General features: G+C 46.0%; 17 protein-coding genes and 1 pseudogene. 1 reads left to right on the top strand and 17 read right to left on the bottom strand.

Features of this window, described 5'->3' with window-relative positions:
• Positions 1-15 precede the first annotated feature (15 nt).
• The 4 genes from rpoZ to RG959_RS07550 are packed head-to-tail and all read right to left on the bottom strand — an operon-like array spanning position 16 to position 1437.
• Positions 16-243: a DNA-directed RNA polymerase subunit omega gene (gene rpoZ / locus RG959_RS07565; protein WP_251270306.1), complete on the bottom strand. Its 228-nt coding sequence runs from the start codon at positions 241-243 to the stop codon at positions 16-18.
• Positions 243-866 (bottom strand): guanylate kinase, encoded by a 624-nt coding sequence (gmk, locus tag RG959_RS07560; RefSeq protein ID WP_251270308.1) that lies wholly within the window; start codon positions 864-866, stop codon positions 243-245. The genes rpoZ and gmk overlap by 1 nt, the downstream gene beginning before the upstream one ends.
• 5 nt (positions 867-871) lie before the next feature.
• Positions 872-1132, bottom strand: a complete 261-nt coding sequence (gene remA, locus RG959_RS07555; RefSeq protein ID WP_050181503.1) for an extracellular matrix/biofilm regulator RemA — start codon at positions 1130-1132, stop codon at positions 872-874.
• 56 nt (positions 1133-1188) lie between these two features.
• Positions 1189-1437 carry a hypothetical protein gene (locus tag RG959_RS07550; RefSeq protein WP_342796587.1) on the bottom strand — a complete coding sequence of 83 codons (249 nt, stop codon included), beginning with the start codon at positions 1435-1437 and terminating at the stop codon, positions 1189-1191.
• Between the two features lie 144 nt (positions 1438-1581).
• Here RG959_RS07550 and RG959_RS07545 point away from each other — a divergent pair, with 144 nt between their 5' ends.
• Positions 1582-3285 (top strand): Rqc2 family fibronectin-binding protein, encoded by a 1704-nt coding sequence (locus tag RG959_RS07545; RefSeq protein WP_342796586.1) that lies wholly within the window; start codon positions 1582-1584, stop codon positions 3283-3285.
• A 21-nt stretch (positions 3286-3306) separates the two neighbouring features.
• Here RG959_RS07545 and RG959_RS07540 read toward each other — a convergent pair.
• The 13 genes and pseudogenes from RG959_RS07540 to ileS form a co-directional block, all read right to left on the bottom strand.
• A pseudogene (locus RG959_RS07540) lies at positions 3307-3738 on the bottom strand (GNAT family N-acetyltransferase).
• A gap of 186 nt (positions 3739-3924) precedes the next feature.
• Complete coding sequence (gene pyrE / locus RG959_RS07535; RefSeq protein ID WP_242232101.1) at positions 3925-4551, bottom strand: orotate phosphoribosyltransferase; 627 nt, start codon at positions 4549-4551, stop codon at positions 3925-3927.
• A gap of 1 nt (position 4552) precedes the next feature.
• Positions 4553-5260, bottom strand: a complete 708-nt coding sequence (gene pyrF / locus RG959_RS07530; RefSeq protein ID WP_342796585.1) for an orotidine-5'-phosphate decarboxylase — start codon at positions 5258-5260, stop codon at positions 4553-4555.
• Positions 5260-6120, bottom strand: a complete 861-nt coding sequence (locus RG959_RS07525; protein WP_483298859.1) for a dihydroorotate dehydrogenase — start codon at positions 6118-6120, stop codon at positions 5260-5262. The genes pyrF and RG959_RS07525 overlap by 1 nt, the downstream gene beginning before the upstream one ends.
• Before the next feature lie 47 nt (positions 6121-6167).
• On the bottom strand, positions 6168-6947 hold the full coding sequence (locus RG959_RS07520; protein WP_342796583.1) for a dihydroorotate dehydrogenase electron transfer subunit: 780 nt from the start codon (positions 6945-6947) through the stop codon (positions 6168-6170).
• Positions 6944-10150, bottom strand: coding sequence for a carbamoyl-phosphate synthase large subunit (gene carB, locus RG959_RS07515; protein WP_342796582.1), 3207 nt, complete (start codon positions 10148-10150; stop codon positions 6944-6946). The genes RG959_RS07520 and carB overlap by 4 nt, the downstream gene beginning before the upstream one ends.
• Complete coding sequence (locus RG959_RS07510) at positions 10143-11234, bottom strand: carbamoyl phosphate synthase small subunit (RefSeq protein WP_242232106.1); 1092 nt, start codon at positions 11232-11234, stop codon at positions 10143-10145. The genes carB and RG959_RS07510 overlap by 8 nt, the downstream gene beginning before the upstream one ends.
• Positions 11231-12517: a dihydroorotase gene (locus tag RG959_RS07505; RefSeq protein WP_342796581.1), complete on the bottom strand. Its 1287-nt coding sequence runs from the start codon at positions 12515-12517 to the stop codon at positions 11231-11233. The genes RG959_RS07510 and RG959_RS07505 overlap by 4 nt, the downstream gene beginning before the upstream one ends.
• Positions 12501-13409 carry an aspartate carbamoyltransferase catalytic subunit gene (locus RG959_RS07500; protein WP_242232454.1) on the bottom strand — a complete coding sequence of 303 codons (909 nt, stop codon included), beginning with the start codon at positions 13407-13409 and terminating at the stop codon, positions 12501-12503. Before RG959_RS07500 ends, RG959_RS07505 begins: the two co-directional genes overlap by 17 nt.
• A gap of 189 nt (positions 13410-13598) precedes the next feature.
• Positions 13599-14135 carry a bifunctional pyr operon transcriptional regulator/uracil phosphoribosyltransferase PyrR gene (gene pyrR, locus RG959_RS07495; RefSeq protein WP_251270319.1) on the bottom strand — a complete coding sequence of 179 codons (537 nt, stop codon included), beginning with the start codon at positions 14133-14135 and terminating at the stop codon, positions 13599-13601.
• Between the two features lie 160 nt (positions 14136-14295).
• On the bottom strand, positions 14296-15207 hold the full coding sequence (locus tag RG959_RS07490; RefSeq protein WP_342796580.1) for an RluA family pseudouridine synthase: 912 nt from the start codon (positions 15205-15207) through the stop codon (positions 14296-14298).
• A gap of 1 nt (position 15208) precedes the next feature.
• Complete coding sequence (gene lspA, locus RG959_RS07485; protein WP_242232110.1) at positions 15209-15670, bottom strand: signal peptidase II; 462 nt, start codon at positions 15668-15670, stop codon at positions 15209-15211.
• 63 nt (positions 15671-15733) lie between these two features.
• Positions 15734-18505, bottom strand: coding sequence for an isoleucine--tRNA ligase (gene ileS, locus RG959_RS07480; RefSeq protein ID WP_342796579.1), 2772 nt, complete (start codon positions 18503-18505; stop codon positions 15734-15736).
• Positions 18506-18542: the final 37 nt, after the last annotated feature.

The raw sequence follows: 18542 nt of genomic DNA, 5'->3' as shown, positions 1-18542 counted from the left end.
TTCCGTTTTCCTTATTTACACTTCGTCTGAGTACGTTTTGTTCTCGTCTTTCTTTTTCATGACAAGCTCATCCGCATAAATCTCTTCAAGCGCTTTTCCAACAAACTTGTACGACCGATACGCTCCAAGCGCGCCTTTTCCTTTGTTTTCCTGCATTGAACGGGCGCGCTTTGCAGCTACGCTGACCAATGAATATTTAGAATCGATTTTTGTTAGTAAGTTATCAATAGATGGATATAGCATTATTGTTCCCCTTCCAGTTCAAGCATAATTTGATAGCGGTGCTGTACACGCTCACGCCGGCAGTGCTCTGCTTCAACGATAGACTGAATGCGCGAGCATGCCCGCTCTACTTCATCATTTTCAACGACGTAGTCATACAAGTCCATCATATCAATTTCTTTGCGTGCCTGCTCCATACGGCCCCGGATCACTTCATCCGTCTCCGTGCCGCGGCCGACAATCCGGCTGTGCAGCTCCGAAAGACTCGGCGGCGCTAAGAAAATAAACAGTCCTTCCGGAAACTTTTCACGTACCTGTCTTGCACCCTCTACTTCAATTTCAAGGAAAATATCCTTCCCTGCGTCGAGCGTTTCCCGAACGTAATCAACCGGCGTTCCATAATAGTTGCCGACAAATTCTGCGTATTCAAGCAGTTTCCCTTCCTTGATCAGCTGCTCAAATTCCTCGCGGGATTTAAAAAAGTAATCAACGCCGTCCACTTCTCCTTCGCGCGGTTTGCGCGTTGTCATGGAAATGGAATACTCGAACTTTACATCTTTTCTTGAAAAAATCGCTTTACGCACCGTTCCTTTGCCCACGCCGGACGGTCCGGACAATACGATCAGCAAACCTTTTTCTTTCACTTACTTCACAATCCTTCCTCAGCATCCTCATCTTTTAGCGCCGCACGATTCGCCACCGTTTCCGGCTGAACAGCAGACAAAATAACATGATGGCTGTCTGTTAAAATGACCGCACGTGTCCGGCGGCCAAATGTGGCATCGACGAGATTTCCTTTTTCACGCGACTCTTGAACGAGCCGCTTCATCGGTGCCGACTCCGGGCTGACAATCGCTACAATCCGCTCTGCCGAGACGACACTGCCAAATCCAATATTGATTAATTGCATCAATCTTGATCCCCTTTGTCACGTTTCGTCCGTTTTTGCACACTCGAATTATTATATCATAAATGTTGCTTTTCCTGCTCGATAAATGCAAGAACCTCTTCTTTTTCTTCAAAGGGAGTTGAAAGCCGGAGCTCGGTTTTCATTTTTTCTGTTTCCAATAGAAAGTTTTCCTGCTTTAGTTTTTCCAGTTGCACTTGTTCTTTAATCATTTTGTATTTCAATTTCATTTGGCTTCTTTTATAAGATGTAAAAATGGCAGCAAGAGGGATTGAAAAAATCATAACTACTGCGACCAGCTCGGTCATAATATGCCTCTTTTCTGTATAAGTTTGTCAAAATAAGTATACAGCAGTTTGAACGGTTACAAAAGAAATGTCCTCAAATTTACGAAAGGCCCCATCCCATGGTAAGATGAATAAATATGTTCGTTCAAAAAGGGAGTATGAATCATGGCATTCGATGGACTATTTACAAAAGCAATGGTAGAAGAATTAAAGGAAGCCTTGACAGGCGGCCGAGTCAACAAAATTCACCAGCCATTTAAAAACGAAACCATTATGATCATTCGGGCGAGAGGCAAAAATAACCGCCTGCTTTTATCTGCCCATCCGTCTTATGCACGGGTACAGCTGACGGAAACCGTTCAGGAAAATCCATCTGAGCCGCCGCTTTTCTGTGTAATGCTGCGCAAGCATTTAGATGGTGCTATTTTAGAAGACATCCGCCAGTTTGGCCTTGACCGGACGATTTGTTTTGAGTTTAAAGGAAAAAATGAAATCGGAGATATTTCCTACAAGCAGTTGTACGTGGAAATTATGGGCCGTCACAGCAATATTCTTCTTGTTGACAAGGAAAAAGGAACGATCATTGACAGCATCAAGCATGTTCCATCTTCTATGAACAGCTACCGGACCATTCTGCCCGGAGCAGCATACGTAGAACCGCCTGCACAAAACAAGCAAAATCCGCTGGCTGCTGATAAGGAAACCATTCAGCGTGCTGTAGATTTTAATGCAGGGAAAATTGCCAAACAGCTCGTTTCAGCGTTTGAAGGCTTTTCTCCGCTTATCAGCAATGAAATTGTCGCCCGCGCCGGCCTTGCCAACCGTGAAACAGTGCCAGCTGCGTTCCTTGACCTGATAGATCCTATAAAAAAAGCTGCGTATTCCCCTGTGATGATTGAAAACGGCGACAAATCATTTTTCTACATGATGGATCTTTCTCACCTAAAGGGAGAGCGTATATTCTTTGAAACGGCTTCTTCGCTCTTAGACCGGTACTATTTCGGTAAAGCGGAGCGTGACCGTGTACGCCAGCAGGCAAACGACCTCGAGCGTTTGATCGGAAATGAGCTGCAGAAAAACCGCACCAAAATCGGGAAGCTGGAGCGTACTCTTCAAGAAGCGGAAAATGCCGGTGAGTATCAGCGCATGGGCGAGCTGTTAACAGCCCATTTATATGCAGTGAAAAAAGGCATGACAGAAATTGACGTTGTGAATTATTATGATGAAAATGGGGCAACGGTAACAATCCAGCTTGATCCTCAAAAAAGTCCGGCTGACAATGCGCAAAAGTACTTTTCGCGTTATCAAAAAGCAAAACATGCGGTTGTAGCGGTGCAGGAGCAGATCGAAAAAACAAATGAGGAAATTCAATATTTTGAAGCCCTCCTTCAGCAGCTTGAATCAGCTTCACCACGGGATATTGAAGAAATTCGCGAGGAGCTCGCTGAAGAAGGCTACTTAAAAGCGCGGCATATCAAGAAGAAAAAGAAAGTGGACAAGCCGGTCATTGAAGAATATATGGCCACAGACGGAACGCTTATTTACGCGGGTAAAAACAACCGGCAAAATGATTATTTAACGAATAAAGCAGCACGCCGGGATGATATCTGGCTTCATACAAAAGACATTCCGGGATCGCATATTGTGATCCGTTCAGACGCTCCGTCGGAGGAAACAATTTTAGAAGCTGCCATGATTGCTGCCTACTACAGCAAAGCAAAAGACTCTTCTTCTGTTCCAGTTGACTACACAAAAGTCCGCCACGTGAAAAAGCCGTCCGGTGCAAGGCCCGGATTTGTGATTTACGATAATCAGCATACGGTGTATGTTACCCCGGATGAAGGCAAAGTTATGAAAATGAGAAAGTGAGCGGACCCGCTCACTTTCTTTTTATGTGTCGATCCAAAATCGTTTGACGACGGTTCCATCTTCCTCTATAAAGTCCCCATCGGCGGTACCGCCATTTTTTACAATGGTTTTAGAAGACCCGATATTCTCTTCGTCACAAACAACCAAAACCCGCTCGATACCGAGCTCTCTTGCTTTTTGAGGTGACAGTCCAAGCAAGGAAGCCGCATAGCCCCTTCTTCGTTCAGAAGGCCGGATACCGTAACCGACGTGCCCGCCGCTGTTTCGCAAAAAAGGTGTTAAAGCATGGTGGATATTGACAACGCCAAGGACTCGCTTCCTTTAATCAATCAGCCAGTATGTGGAATCAGGCACCCAGCCGGCTGGAATACGGATGCCCTTTTCATTGTCCCGCAGAAACTGAAGTATTTCTTCAAAACGGGATGGATCCCGTTCAATCACCAACGGTATCATCTTTTCACCGCTTGTTTCCCATTCTTCATAAAACGAGCGGTATTCTTCTTTTAAATGAGAAGAGGGATTTATTAATTTTACCTTGTATTCTGCCACATCGATTCCTTCCGCCGATAAAATTGACACGATTGTATCATATTTTTCCAAACAAAAAAGCGGCCGTGATTGATCACGGCCGCCTGGAAATTAGTTGATGCCCCATGCATCGGGCGCCTGTTTCCATTTTTTCAGCGTTTCGATGTCTTCTGTTTTTACGTAATTCTTTTCAGCAGCAACTTCAATCAGTGCATCATAATCACTTAGCGCAACAGCTTTAAGTTCTGCTTCCGCCAGGCGTGCATCTCCTTTTGGCAGTCCATATGTAAAGATGGCTGCTACGCCTAAAACGTCACATCCTGCTGCACGAAGAGCCTCTGCTGCAGTGATCGCGCTGCCGCCTGTTGAAATCAAATCTTCAATGACGACTACTTTTGAGCCGGGCTCCGCTTTTCCTTCAATCTGGTTGCCTTTGCCATGCTCTTTTGCTTTTGAGCGCACATAGCACATTGGCAAATTTAATACATCTGAAACCCAGGCAGCATGCGGAATGCCTGCTGTTGCAGTGCCGGCAATGATTTCTGCTTCCGGATATTCTTTTTGGATCAGTTCTGCCAGTCCAGCAGCGATCTTTTGGCGCGTTTTCGGATACGATAATGTTAAGCGATTATCGCAGTAAATGGGTGATTTCATGCCGGATGACCATGTAAACGGATCATTTGGCTGTAAAAAAACCGCACGGATTTCGAGTAATTCTTCTGCAATTTGCTTTTTCATTTTATGCTTGTCCTCCCCAGAGTGCTTTCACATATTGATAGGCTGCAACCGGGTCGGCTGCTTTTGTAATCGGGCGCCCTACTACAATCATCGTTGAACCGATTTTACGCGCTTCAGCCGGATCCGCAATACGCTTTTGATCGTCTGCCTGCCCGTCTTTTAAGCGAATGCCAGGTGTTACTTTGTAGAATGCTTCCCCGCACGCTTCGCGAATAGCCGCTGCTTCTAAAACAGAGCAAACCACTCCATCACAGCCGGCTTCCTGCGCTTTTTGAGCATAATGGCGGACAGACTCCCCGAGCGGAACCTTGATTAATTGATCCTGCTGCATCGCTTCTTCCGATGTCGAAGTCAGCTGCGTAACCGCAAGCAGCACAGGCCGGCTGCCTTTAGCACCTGCATCCAGGCCTTCGCGGGCACGCTTCATCATTTCAACTCCGCCGGCTGCATGGACATTAATCATATCGACCCCAAGCGCCGCCAGGCCTTTCATGGCTTGTCCTACTGTGTTAGGAATATCATGAAGTTTTAAATCGAGAAAAATACGGTGATTCATTTGTTTCAGCTGTTCAATAATGAACGGCCCATTTTGCAAGTAAAGCTCCATCCCTACTTTTACGTAAAGCTGCTCTCCGCAAAAGGGCACAAGAAATTGCTCGGTTTCCTGCCAAGTCGGGAAATCGAGTGCAATAATCGGTTCTTTTTCCATTATTTCCAGCTCCGTCCTTTTAATTCACTAATATGATCTACATTATGGGCTTCCAAGTACTGATCCAGCTCGGCAATTAATTCCGGGCAGACAAATGGATTTACAAAGTTTGCTGTGCCAACTGCCACGGCATCTGCACCCGCTAAGAAAAACTCAATCACATCTTCAACGTTTGAAATACCGCCCATGCCGATGATTGGCAGATTCGTCTGCTGGCTTACTTCATACACCATACGAATCGCTACCGGTTTTACGGCTGGACCTGACAAACCGCCTGTCCGGTTCGATAAAATCGGCCGTCCTGTTTTCAAGTCGATACGCATGCCAATTAATGTGTTGATCATTGTAATGCCGTCTGCGCCGCCGTCTTCTACCGCTTTTGCCATCTCGACAATATTGGTGACATTAGGCGACAGCTTTACATATACAGGCACCTCAGACACTTCTTTTACTCGTTTCGTTAACTCTTTTGCTGTTTCTGGTACGGTTCCAAAAGCAATTCCGCCTGTTTTAACATTCGGGCAGGAAATATTGAGTTCCAATGCATGAACGTTGTCTACTTTAGAAATCTCTTTGGCTACTTGAACGTAATCCTCTGTTTGCGAGCCGGCTACATTGGCAATAATCGGCACGTCAAACTGTTTGAGCCACTCGAGTTCATTGGCGATTACTTTTTCCAATCCAGGGTTTTGAAGCCCGATCGCATTCAGCATACCGCCCGGTGTTTCTGCTACACGAGGTGTTGCATTTCCATAACGCGGTGCTTCTGTTGTTGCTTTGATCATGATGGCCCCAAGTGTGCTTAAATCAAACAGCTGGCTGAATTCGCGGCCAAACCCGAAGCAGCCGGATGCCGGCATAACGGGATTTTTAAGTGACAAACCTGGAAGATCTAGTGCTAATCGGCTCACAATGCCACCTCCCCGGCTTTAAATACTGGACCGTCGCTGCAGATTTTCAAGTACGCCGTTCCTGTTTCATCCGCTGCCGGATGACATACGCAGGCAAAGCAGGCACCAATTCCGCAGCCCATCCGCTCCTCAAGAGAAATAAAACCGCGCGGCGCGGCATGAAGTTTTTCAACCGCTTTTAACATAACTGTTGGACCGCAGGAGTAAAATACGTCTCCCCGCAGTCCGTGTTTGTTTACAATATCCGTTACAAATCCCTGTTCACCAAGTGAGCCGTCTACTGTTGCGACATATGTTTCACCCAGCTCGGCAAACTGTTCTGTATAAAACGCAGCTTCCTTGTTTTGAAAGCCAAGAACATGAATGGCCTTTACGCCTTTTTCATTTAAGCGGCGTGATAGTTCATAAAGCGGTGGAACACCGATACCGCCGCCGATTAACAGGGCAGTTTCTCCAGGAGCTACTGCTTCAACCGGGAAACCGTGGCCAAGTGGACCGAGAACGTCCACCTGGTCACCGGATTGCTTGCGGGAAAGTGCAGTGGTTCCTGCACCTTCCGCCCGGTAAATCATCGTAAATTCCTGCTTATCGTGTTCAACACGCGCAATGCTGATTGGGCGGCGAAGAAGGGGCATCATTTCTTCGCTCGCTTTTAAATGGACAAATTTGCCCGGCTGGTCGATTTGATCAACCAGCGCCCCTTTTAATGTCATTTCAAAAATATTTTTAGCGATTTCCGATTGGGAAACAACCGTCATCAGCTCTTTTTGAATCATGAATGGACCGCCTCCAATGCCGGTTTTGGCATTGCTTCTGCATTAAAGATCATTGATTCAAGCACTTCTAAAATCGCGGTTGCTGTATCAAGTGACGTTAAGCATGGAATACCGTTTTCTACTGATTCACGACGGATACGGAAGCCGTCACGCGCCGGCTGCTTGCCTTTTGTAAGAGTATTGATAATAAACTGCGCTTCGCCTCCGCGAATCACATCCAGCATATCTGGACCTTTCGCGCCGATTTTGGCCACGGTTTGTACTGGTACGCCTGTTTCGCTGATCATCTTGGCTGTGCCATGTGTAGCCAGCAGCTGGAAGCCAATATTGTGGAAGCGTTTTGCGATTGCCAGCGCTTCTTCTTTATCTTTATCTGCAACTGTCAGGAGAACAGCTCCTTTAGTTGGAATCTTCATACCGGATGCCACAAGCCCTTTGTAAAGTGCTTTTTCAACCGTTGCATCTTTCCCCATTACTTCACCTGTTGATTTCATTTCAGGGCCAAGCGTTGTATCTACACGGCGAAGTTTCGCGAATGAGAACACTGGAACTTTTACGTAAACACCTGTTTTTTCTGGAACAAGGCCTGATTCGTAGCCCATGTCTTTTAATGACTGTCCCATGATCGCTTTTGTTGCAAGGTTCGCCATCGGTACATTCGTAATTTTGCTCAAGAATGGTACCGTCCGGCTTGAACGAGGATTTACCTCGATTACAAATACTTCACCTTTTGAAATAACATATTGAATGTTGAGCAAGCCGATAATGTTTAAGCCTTTGGCAAGCTTTGTTGTATACTCGATAATTTTTGCTTTTTGATCATCTGTCAGCTTTTGTGGCGGATATACGGCAATCGAGTCACCAGAATGGACACCTGCACGCTCGATGTGCTCCATAATTCCTGGAATGACTACATCTGTGCCGTCAGAGATCGCATCTACTTCAATTTCTTTACCCGTTAGATAACGGTCAATCAAAACTGGATGCTCTGGGTTGACTTTTACAGCATTTTGCATGTATTGAAGCAATTCTGCTTCTTTATAAACAATTTCCATTGCACGGCCGCCGAGCACGTATGACGGACGAACAAGAACTGGGTAACCGATACTGTTGGCAATCTCAACGGCTGCATCTACTGAGAAAGCTGTTCTGCCAAGCGGCTGCGGAACATCAAGCTCCTGCAGAGCCTGCTCGAACTTATCACGGTTTTCTGCGCGGTCTACATCTTCAAGGCTTGTGCCGAGAATTTTTACGCCGTGTTCTACTAGCTGGCCGGCTAAGTTAATCGCCGTTTGGCCGCCGAACTGTACAACAACGCCTTCTGGTTTTTCCAGATCGATAATGTGCATGACATCTTCGATTGTTAACGGCTCGAAGTAAAGCTTGTCAGAGATACTAAAGTCTGTTGAAACCGTCTCAGGGTTGTTGTTAATAATAATCGCTTCATAACCTGCTTCTTTCAGCGCCCATACAGAGTGTACCGTTGCGTAGTCAAACTCAACACCCTGTCCGATACGGATTGGACCAGAACCAAGTACGACAACGGACTTGCGGTCTGTCACAATCGATTCGTTTTCTTCTTCATATGTGCCATAGTAATATGGTGTTTCTGATTCAAATTCTGCCGCGCATGTATCAACGGTTTTGAAAACAGGGACAATGCCGTTTTCTTTACGCCAGTCGTACACTTCTTTTTCAGAAACGCTCCATGCTTTTGCAATGGTTTTATCGGCAAATCCAAGCTGTTTCGCTCGTTTCACAACCTCATGGTTAAATGGATTGTTTTCAACTTCTTTTTCGTATTTGACGATGTTTTCAAACTTCTTCAGGAAGAACAAGTCAATTTGGCTCCACTCATGAATCGTTTGGATTGTGATGCCGCGGCGAAGTGCTTCACCCAGATAGAACAAGCGCTCGTCTCCTGCTTTGCGAATCCGTTTTTCAAGAAACGCGTCGTCTTTATCAGCCAGCTCATCGAGCGACAGATGGTATACGCCGCTTTCCAGTGAGCGGACTGCTTTCAGCATTGACTCTTCAAATGTACGGCCAATTGCCATAACCTCGCCCGTTGCTTTCATTTGCGTACCTAATGTACGGTTTGCGTTCTCAAATTTATCAAACGGCCAGCGCGGGATCTTAGAAACAACATAGTCCAGAGCCGGCTCAAAGCAAGCGTACGTTTTGCCCGTAACCGGGTTCATCATTTCATCCAGTGTTAAGCCGACAGCAATTTTTGCTGCCAATTTTGCAATCGGGTAGCCTGTTGCTTTTGATGCAAGCGCAGATGAACGGCTTACACGCGGGTTTACTTCAATGATGTAATATTGGAAGCTGTATGGGTCAAGTGCAAGCTGAACGTTACAGCCGCCTTCAATTCCAAGCGCGCGAATAATTTTTAAAGACGTGTTGCGGAGCATTTGATATTCACGGTCTGTCAACGTCTGGCTCGGCGCTACAACAATCGAATCCCCTGTATGAACTCCAACCGGGTCAATGTTTTCCATGTTACAAACAACGATCGCATTGTCATTTGAATCGCGCATCACTTCATATTCGATTTCTTTGAAGCCGGCAATGCTTTTTTCTAGAAGACACTGTGTAACCGGGCTTTGTTTCAAGCCGTTTGTTACGGTTTCAACCAGTTCTTCTTCGTTTTCGCAAATTCCGCCGCCCGTACCGCCCAGTGTATAAGCAGGACGTACGATAACTGGATAGCCAATTTGCTCAACAAAAGCATACGCTTCATCTAAAGTGTGGATAATTTCACTTTCCGGCACCGGCTCGTTTAATTCATTCATTAATGAACGGAACAAGTCGCGGTCTTCCGCCTGCTCAATCGCTGAAAGCTTCGTACCAAGTACTTTTACGTTGTACTCATCCAGCACGCCGGCATTGGAAAGCTCGACTGCCATATTCAATCCTGTCTGGCCGCCAAGCGTTGGCAAAATCGCGTCCGGACGTTCTTTTTGAATAATGCGGCGGACAAACTCAAGCGTGATCGGTTCAATGTAAACTGCATCCGCAATTTCCGTATCCGTCATGATCGTTGCTGGGTTTGAGTTTACGAGAATAACCCGGTATCCTTCTTCTTTTAAAGCGAGACATGCTTGTGTCCCTGCATAATCAAATTCTGCCGCCTGGCCAATTACGATCGGGCCGGAGCCAATCACAAGTATACTTTGGATGTCTGTACGTTTAGGCATGTTGTGTCTCCTTTGCAGCGTTTGTTTTCATTAAGTCAACAAAGCGGTCAAATAAAATATTGTCATCTTCTGGTCCTGGTGAAGCTTCTGGGTGATATTGCACAGTGAAAGCAGGGTACTTCTTATGAGCCAGCCCTTCAACTGTTCCATCATTAAGTGCAACATGTGTTACTTTCAAATCCGTATTCGCAATTGATTCTTCGCTTACAGCAAACCCGTGGTTTTGAGAAGTGATCGCTGTACGTCCTGTTTCAAGATCCTTAACTGGATGATTCGAACCGCGGTGGCCGAATTTCAGCTTGAATGTATCGGCACCGGAAGCAAGAGCAAACAGCTGGTGGCCAAGGCAGATACCGAAAATCGGCACCTGACCGATAAGCTCACGAATCGTTTCGATGGCATGCGGCACATCTTTCGGGTTTCCCGGTCCGTTTGTCAGCATGATACCATCTGGTTTAAACTGCATAATTTCTTTTGCTGTTGTATCATGCGGTACAACCGTTACGTCGCAGTTACGGTTGTTTAATTCACGTAAAATCCCATGCTTCATACCAAAGTCGATTACGACAACCCGGAAACCGCGTCCTGGACTTGGATAAGCGGACTTTGTAGAAACCTGTGCAACCTGATCGTTTGACAGTACTGTTGCCTGAAGTCGTGGAATCACATCCTCAGGATTTACATCCGCAGAAACAATCGCTCCTTTAAGAGCACCGTGCTGGCGGATAATTCGCGTTAATTTGCGTGTATCAATACCGGAAATAGCCGGAATATCTTTCATTTTTAAATATTCATCGATTGAAAATTCAGTTCTGAAGTTTGAAGGAAAATCTGCTGCTTCCTTCACAACGAGTGCTTTTACAGCCGGCTGAATTGTTTCAAAGTCGTCACGATTAATACCGTAGTTACCAATAAGCGGATAAGTGAATGTGACAATTTGTCCGCAGTAAGATGGGTCGGACAAGGTTTCCTGGTAACCTGTCATACCTGTTGTAAAAACCACTTCGCCCGTTACGTCTTTTTCACTGCCGAATCCTTCACCAGCAAATACTGTACCATCTTCTAAAATAAGCTGTTTTTTCATTCGTTGATCGTTCCTTCCTGCCATACAAGATTTCCTTCAAAAAACGTTGCGGCCGGCCACCCTGAAAGTACGCGGCCTGCAAATGGTGTGTTTTTACCTTTTGATAAAAACGTCTTTGGATCTACTTCTTTTTCGCTATCAAGATCAATAATGGTAAGATCAGCGTTGGCACCTTCTTCGAGGCGGCCATACGGCAGATTAAAGACTTCAGCCGGTTTCACCGTCATCCAGTCTACAAGCTGCTTCAATGTAATCACACCTTTTTTCACTAGCTCGGTGTACAGAAGCGGAAAAGCTGTTTCGAATCCTGTAATGCCGAATGGTGCTTTGAGAATGCCTGCTGCTTTTTCTTCTGCTGTATGCGGTGCATGGTCTGTTGCGATAAAATCAAGCGTTCCGTCAAGCAGCCCTTCAATAAGAGCCTTTCTATCTTCCGCTCCGCGAAGCGGCGGGTTCATTTTAAAGTTCGGATCCTGTCCGGGGATATCCATATCCGTGAGTACAAGATGGTGCGGTGATACTTCGCCAGTGACCCGAATGCCCGCTCTTTTTGCATCGCGAATCGTACGGACTGATTCTTTTGTGCTGACGTGGCAGACGTGATAGTGACAGCCTGTGTTTTCTGCAAGCAACACGTCCCTTGCAATTTGAACGGCTTCGCAAATGGATGGAATGCCCGGCACGCCTTCACGTTTAGCATATTCACCGTCGTGAACAGCGCCCCCGTAAATTAAGCTGTTGTCTTCACAATGTGCTACAACTGCCATATCAAGAGCAGCTGCCTGCTTCATTGCAGCATGCATCATGCCTGCCTCTTGAATGCCGACTCCGTCATCTGTAAAAGCAAATGCCTGATTTTCCTTGAGCGCTTTAAAGTCAACAAGCTCTTTGCCCGCTTGGCGGATTGTAATAGATGCATACGGCAACACACGAATTTGTGCATTTTCCTCAATAAGTGTATTCACTTTTTGAAGATTTGCTTCTGTATCTGGTACCGGCCGGGTATTTGGCATAGCCGCGATCGTTGTAAATCCGCCTTTAGCGGCTGCTTTCGTTCCAGTTTCAATTGTTTCTTTGTGCTCGCCGCCTGGCTCACGCAGATGCACGTGCAAATCAATCAGGCCGGGTGCAATGAGTTTGCCGCCCGCATCGATTGTTTCTTCGCCGTTTTCTGCGAGGCCAGCGCCGATTTCAGTAATTTTCCCATCTTGAATGCGGACATCTGCTCCGGTTAATTCACCGTTTTCTGTTAAGACTTGTCCATTTTTAATTAACCAGTTCATTTGCCAATCTCCCCTCAAGCACTTCTTTTAAAACCGCCATGCGGACATATACACCGTTTTCCATTTGTTTAAAGATGCGGGACCGTTCGCATTCAACTAAGCTGTCAGCAATTTCTGCATCCCGATTTACCGGAGCAGGGTGCATAATAATGCTTCCCGGCTTCATCCGGCTCTCCCGTTCCTCTGTTAAACCGTAACGGATATGATACTCTTCTTTTGTCATCGACGAAGCGACCTGATGCCGTTCGTGCTGGATACGCAGCAGCATTAAAGCGTCCACCTGCTCAACTAATTCGTCGATTTCAACGAACCCTCCTGACTGGAGGAAATCCTCTTCAAACCATTCAGGAGGACCTGAAAATTTCACATCTGCACCAAGTCGTCTCAGTGCCTCTGCGTTGGAGCGGGCTACCCGGCTGTGCCGGATATCGCCGACAATGCCGATTTTCAAGCCCTCGAACGTACCAAACTCCTGCTGAATGGTTAGAAGGTCAAGCAGGCATTGAGTTGGATGCTGGCCGCATCCGTCTCCTGCGTTAATGACCGGAATATCGATATGGCCAACCAGTTCGTCGTAGTAAGCATCTGCTTCGTGACGGACCACCACTGCGTTAACGCCAATGGCTTCGAGTGTGCGAACTGTGTCGTATAATGTTTCTCCCTTTAAAACACTTGAACTCCCAACATCAAACGGGATCACATCCAAGCCGAGTTTTCTCTCTGCCATTTCAAAACTTGTTTTTGTCCGCGTGCTTGCTTCAAAAAACAAATTCGCGACATATTGTTTTTCATGCGGTGTCCAAACTTCGCCTTCCGCAAATTTCTGCGCCTGCATTAATATTAACAAAATTTCATCTTTATGCAAATCCCTAATTGAAACTAAATTTCTCAGCATCGATTTTTACCTCCGTTTTCATAAAAAAAACACCCTGGTTTCAGGGTGTTTTTTCGTTTTACAGCATAACGAAGCTGTTCTGCGCATAGGCGCAGACCGATTTCACCCTTAAATGCCTCTCGTGCATTTTTAAAAGGTTGTCAATGTTCATCCAGCCTCACAGGGCCATTACTAAACATTCATTCTTTATTCATAAATACTTATACGATCTTCTTCATCCACTTCTTCAAGTGTGACCACAATCCGCTCAGTTTTCGCTGATGGAATGTTTTTCCCGATATAGTCGGCCCGGATCGGCAGTTCACGGTGCCCTCTGTCAATAAGTGCCGCCATTTGAATGTGGGAAGGGCGTCCAATGTCCATGATGGCATCCATTGCAGCCCGGACAGTGCGGCCCGTATACAAAACATCATCTACAAGAATCACCGTTTTGCCGTTTAAATCAACCGGTATGTCGGATCCTTTTACTTCAGGATCATCGTTTTTTGTTTTTACTGTTAAATCGTCCCGATACAGCGTAATATCAAGCTCTCCGACAGGGATGCGCTGTCCTTCAATTTGAAAAATGCGCTCGGCAAGCCGCTGTGCCAGGTAAATGCCCCGTGTTTTAATGCCAATAAGCACACAATTTTCAATGCCTTTATTTCTTTCGATAATTTCGTGTGCGATTCTTGTTAATGCCCGGCGAATCGCCTGCTGATCAAGTACAACCGCTTTTTCCATGAAAAAAGCCTCCTCACCCGGTGTGGGCGAGAAGGCATAGTGGTTCCTTGAAAATGGCATACTCATACCATTTCATATCCGATTCCTTCCCAGCCTCACGGGACTGTTCTTAAAGGTTCTTATTCAACTGAGTTCATTGTATCGATAAATTCGACAAAAGTCAAATCTTTTTCCGTAAGTCATCAACTAAATCTGTAAACTCTTTAGGTGCCGGTGCTTCAAACTCCATATATTCATTCGTACGCGGGTGAACAAAGCCCAATACGCCTGCATGAAGTGCCTGGCCGTCAATGTCAAGTGTTTTTCGCGGTCCGTATTTTGGATCTCCGGCAAGCGGGAAACCGATATACTTCATATGAACACGGATCTGGTGGGTACGCCCTGTTTCGAGCTCACATTCCACCAGCGTAAAGTCCCGGAAACGCTCAAGCACCTGAAAATGCGTCACAGCTACTTTACCATGATTTACAATGCCCATTTTTTGCCGGTCTTTCGTATCCCGGCCAATCGGGGCATCGATAGTGCCATAATCATGAGAAATAATACCATGCACGATCGCCTGGTACTTACGTGTCACCGACTTTTCGACAAGCTGATTCACTAATTTTTCATGTGCCATATCATTTTTAGCGACCATGAGAAGACCAGATGTATCTTTGTCAATCCGGTGGACAATACCCGGACGCATCACACCGTTTATACCGGATAAGTCTTTGCAATGGTACATTAAACCATTCACAAGCGTTCCCGTCGTATGCCCGGGGGCCGGATGCACAACCATGCCGCGCGGCTTGTTGACCACAATGACGTCTTCATCCTCGTAGTAAATGTCCAGCTTCAGATCTTCTGCTTCAATATTCAGTTCTTCAGGGTCTGGAATGTCAATGGTCACTTCGTCTCCTACTGCCGCTTTGTAGTTCGCTTTGACCGGCTGACCATTGACTAGAACGCGCCCTTCCTTAAGCCACTCCTGCACCTGCGAACGGGAATACTGCTCCTCTTGAGCTGCGGCGAGTTTATCAATCCGGCTCCCGTTTTCTTCTTCACTTACTGTAAACTGTAATGATTTCATATTATGCCTTCTTTCCTTTTCGATCTTCTATTAGCATGGCAGCAAACAGCAAAATAACACCGATCGTTAACGCCGCATCGGCAATATTAAAAATGGGAAACCGATAGCCGAAAATAAACGTCTGCACAAAATCAACCACTTCCCCGCGGAACAGCCGGTCAATAAAATTGCCTAATGCTCCCCCGAGTAAAACAGCTAGGGAGATTTTCATTAATGGTTTTCCCTTTGCTTCTTTTTGCATAAAGTAAATGATGCCAACCACTACAATAGCTGTAATCAGATAAAACAGCCAAAATTGACCTTCAAGCATTCCCCATGCTGCTCCCCTGTTTCGGTGCGAAGTAATATGAAACAAATTGTCCATAACCGGCACACTTTCCCCTATTTCCATTGATTTCACAATAAGCCACTTTGTCCATTGGTCAAGCAGAATGATGAGCAGCGACAATACGTAGTAATACATATTTTACCTCCAACGCTGAAAAGAGGTTAGCGGTTTTCTTAGCTAACCTCTTTTTCGTTTGTTTTAGTTCACTTCTGAATAATGCTCTTTTACAACAGACGCACAGCGTGGGCAAAGCGTCGGATGCTCAGCATCCTTTCCTACTTCGTCCGTTACAGTCCAGCAGCGTTCGCATGTTTCACCAGACGCTTTTTCTACTACAACAGAGGCTGTTTCAAGCTGAACCGCATGTTCAGGTGCTTCAGCGTCTGTTCCAGCAATTTCAAATCCAGAAACGATAAACAGCTGCTTCAAGTCTTCTTCGATAGACGCAAGCAATGCTGTTGTTTCCGCTCCAGCAAACAACTTCACATGGGCTGTTAATGATTTCCCAATGACTTTTTCGTTGCGGGCTTCTTCAAGCGCTTTGAGCACATCGTCACGAACCGCCATAAACGCTGTCCATTTTTGCGTTAAAGCCTCAGCGTCCGGAAGTTCTTTGTACTCCGGCATATCTGTCAGCTGTACGTATTTCTCTTCAGCTTCCGGCACTTCCACCCATACTTCGTCCGCTGTATGCGGAAGGATTGGCGATACCAATTTTGCAAGTGCTGTTAACGTTTCAAAGAGAACCGTTTGAATAGCACGGCGGTCGGCATGATTCTCCGCTTCGATATATAAAACATCTTTTGTAAAGTCAAGGTAGAAGGAGCTTAAATCAACTGTACAGAAATTGTTGATCGCATGGTAAATAGCCGCGAATTCATAGTTTTCGTAATGGCCGCGTACCGCTTTGATTAATTCGTTTAATTTCACCAGCATAAACTGGTCAACTTCACGCAGGTTTTCATATGCTACCGCATGCTCACTCGGCTTAAAGCCATCCAGGTTTCCTAAAAGGAAGCGGAACGTGTTACGTATTTTGCGGTAAACTTCGGCCACTTGTTTTAAAATCGCATCTGATACACGCACATCCGCTTGAAAATCAACCGATGATACCCAAAGACGAAGAATATCAGCACCAAGCTGCTCCATTACTTTGGCTGGAACAACCGTGTTGCCAAGTGACTTACTCATCTTGCGGCCTTCACCGTCAAGTGCAAATCCGTGGCTTAGCACGCCTTTGTATGGAGCACTTCCCGTTACAGCTACTGCCGTGATCAAAGAAGAGTTAAACCAGCCGCGATACTGGTCAGAACCTTCCAGGTAAAGATCAGCCGGGCGCTGGGCATCCTCGCGCTGCTCTAAAACAGCTTCATGTGAAGAGCCGGAATCGAACCAAACATCCATAATATCGTTTTCTTTCGTAAATTCTCCGTTCGGGCTGCCAGGATGCGTAAATCCTTCCGGAAGCAGCTCCTTTGCTGTCCGCTTAAACCAAATATTTGATCCGTGCTGGCGGAATAAATCCGAAACATGCGAAATCGTTTCATCAGTAATAATTGCTTCACCGTTTTCCGCATAAAATACTGGGATTGGCACTCCCCATGCCCGCTGGCGGGAAATACACCAGTCACCACGGTCACGGATCATATTAAACAAGCGTGTTTCGCCCCATGCCGGCACCCATTTCGTTTCTTTTACAGCTTGGAGCAATTCCGGGCGGAACTTGTCGATCGACGCAAACCATTGAGCTGTCGCGCGGAAAATAACCGGCTTTTTCGTCCGCCAGTCATGCGGATACGAGTGGGTAATAAACTCCATTTTCAACAGTGCGCCGGCTTCTGTCAATTTTTCAGTGATCGCCTTGTTGGCATTGTCATAAAACAGTCCTTCAAATCCTGGAGCTTCCTCTGTCATCACACCGCGGTCGTTTACCGGGCAAAGAACATCAAGGCCATATTTCTTCCCAACGATAAAGTCATCTTCCCCGTGTCCTGGTGCTGTATGAACCGCTCCTGTACCGGAATCCGTTGTTACATGCTCACCAAGCATTACAAGAGAATCCCGTCCGTAAAGCGGATGTGCGGCGATGATACGGTCAAGCTGTTCCCCTTTTACCAGCTTGTCAGTCGTATAGGATTCCCAGCCGATTTTTGATGCTACTTCTTCTAGGAGTGCTTCAGCCACAACGAACTTCTCGCCCGCTGCACTGACAACGGCATAATTCAGTTCCGGATGAACGGAGATACCAAGGTTTGCCGGAATCGTCCATGGAGTCGTGGTCCAAATGATAATTTTTGTGCCTTCTTCAAGCACACCGTTTCCTTTTTTCACTTCGAAAGAAACATAAATAGAAGCTGATCTTTTATCCTGGTACTCAATTTCTGCTTCTGCAAGAGCAGACTCAGAAGACGGAGACCAATAAACAGGTTTTAACCCTTTATAGATAAACCCTTTTTTCGCCATTTCGCCAAACACTTTAATTTGGGCTGCTTCATACTCAGGCTTTAATGTAATATAAGGATTTTCCCAGTCACCGCGGACGCCAAGACGCTTAAACTGCTCCCGCTGGCTGTCGACTTGCTTGTAGGCATACTCTTCACAAAGCTGACGGAACTCGGCTACCGTCAGCTCTTTCCGATTTACACCGGAATTTGTTAGTGCCTGCTCAATTGGAAGACCGTGAGTATCCCAGCCTGGAATATACGGTGCATAAAAACCGCTCATCGATTTAAAGCGGACAATGAAGTCTTTTAAGATTTTATTCAGCGCGTGCCCAATATGAATATCACCATTTGCATATGGAGGACCATCGTGCAGGACAAACATCGGCCGGTCCTTTGTGCGATCCAACACCTGTTGATAGATGTTTTCTTCATTCCATGTGCTCTGCATGACCGGCTCGCGCTTTGGCAGATTGCCGCGCATCGGAAAGTCTGTTTTCGGCATTAATAACGTATCTTTATAATTCATTCCATAATCTCCTTTTTTAAATGAAAATAAAAAAACC

This window comes from Domibacillus sp. 8LH (genome assembly GCF_038806185.1).
GTDB classification, from domain to species: domain Bacteria; phylum Bacillota; class Bacilli; order Bacillales; family Domibacillaceae; genus Domibacillus; species Domibacillus indicus_A.
This window is presented reverse-complemented; position numbering and strand designations above follow the sequence as displayed.

What these genes read in the sequence shown, in the direction of transcription:
- rpoZ (WP_251270306.1), bottom strand. Translation starts at nt 243, where the DNA reads ATGCTATATCCATCTATTGATAACTTACTAACAAAAATCGATTCTAAA.
- remA (WP_050181503.1), bottom strand. Translation starts at nt 1,132, where the DNA reads ATGCAATTAATCAATATTGGATTTGGCAGTGTCGTCTCGGCAGAGCGG.
- RG959_RS07550 (WP_342796587.1), bottom strand. Translation starts at nt 1,437, where the DNA reads ATGACCGAGCTGGTCGCAGTAGTTATGATTTTTTCAATCCCTCTTGCT.
- RG959_RS07545 (WP_342796586.1), top strand. Translation starts at nt 1,582, where the DNA reads ATGGCATTCGATGGACTATTTACAAAAGCAATGGTAGAAGAATTAAAG.
- pyrE (WP_242232101.1), bottom strand. Translation starts at nt 4,551, where the DNA reads ATGAAAAAGCAAATTGCAGAAGAATTACTCGAAATCCGTGCGGTTTTT.
- pyrF (WP_342796585.1), bottom strand. Translation starts at nt 5,260, where the DNA reads ATGGAAAAAGAACCGATTATTGCACTCGATTTCCCGACTTGGCAGGAA.
- RG959_RS07525 (WP_483298859.1), bottom strand. Translation starts at nt 6,120, where the DNA reads ATGCCGGCATCCGGCTGCTTCGGGTTTGGCCGCGAATTCAGCCAGCTG.
- RG959_RS07520 (WP_342796583.1), bottom strand. Translation starts at nt 6,947, where the DNA reads ATGATTCAAAAAGAGCTGATGACGGTTGTTTCCCAATCGGAAATCGCT.
- carB (WP_342796582.1), bottom strand. Translation starts at nt 10,150, where the DNA reads ATGCCTAAACGTACAGACATCCAAAGTATACTTGTGATTGGCTCCGGC.
- RG959_RS07510 (WP_242232106.1), bottom strand. Translation starts at nt 11,234, where the DNA reads ATGAAAAAACAGCTTATTTTAGAAGATGGTACAGTATTTGCTGGTGAA.
- RG959_RS07505 (WP_342796581.1), bottom strand. Translation starts at nt 12,517, where the DNA reads ATGAACTGGTTAATTAAAAATGGACAAGTCTTAACAGAAAACGGTGAA.
- pyrR (WP_251270319.1), bottom strand. Translation starts at nt 14,135, where the DNA reads ATGGAAAAAGCGGTTGTACTTGATCAGCAGGCGATTCGCCGGGCATTA.
- RG959_RS07490 (WP_342796580.1), bottom strand. Translation starts at nt 15,207, where the DNA reads ATGAAATCATTACAGTTTACAGTAAGTGAAGAAGAAAACGGGAGCCGG.
- lspA (WP_242232110.1), bottom strand. Translation starts at nt 15,670, where the DNA reads ATGTATTACTACGTATTGTCGCTGCTCATCATTCTGCTTGACCAATGG.
- ileS (WP_342796579.1), bottom strand. Translation starts at nt 18,505, where the DNA reads ATGAATTATAAAGATACGTTATTAATGCCGAAAACAGACTTTCCGATG.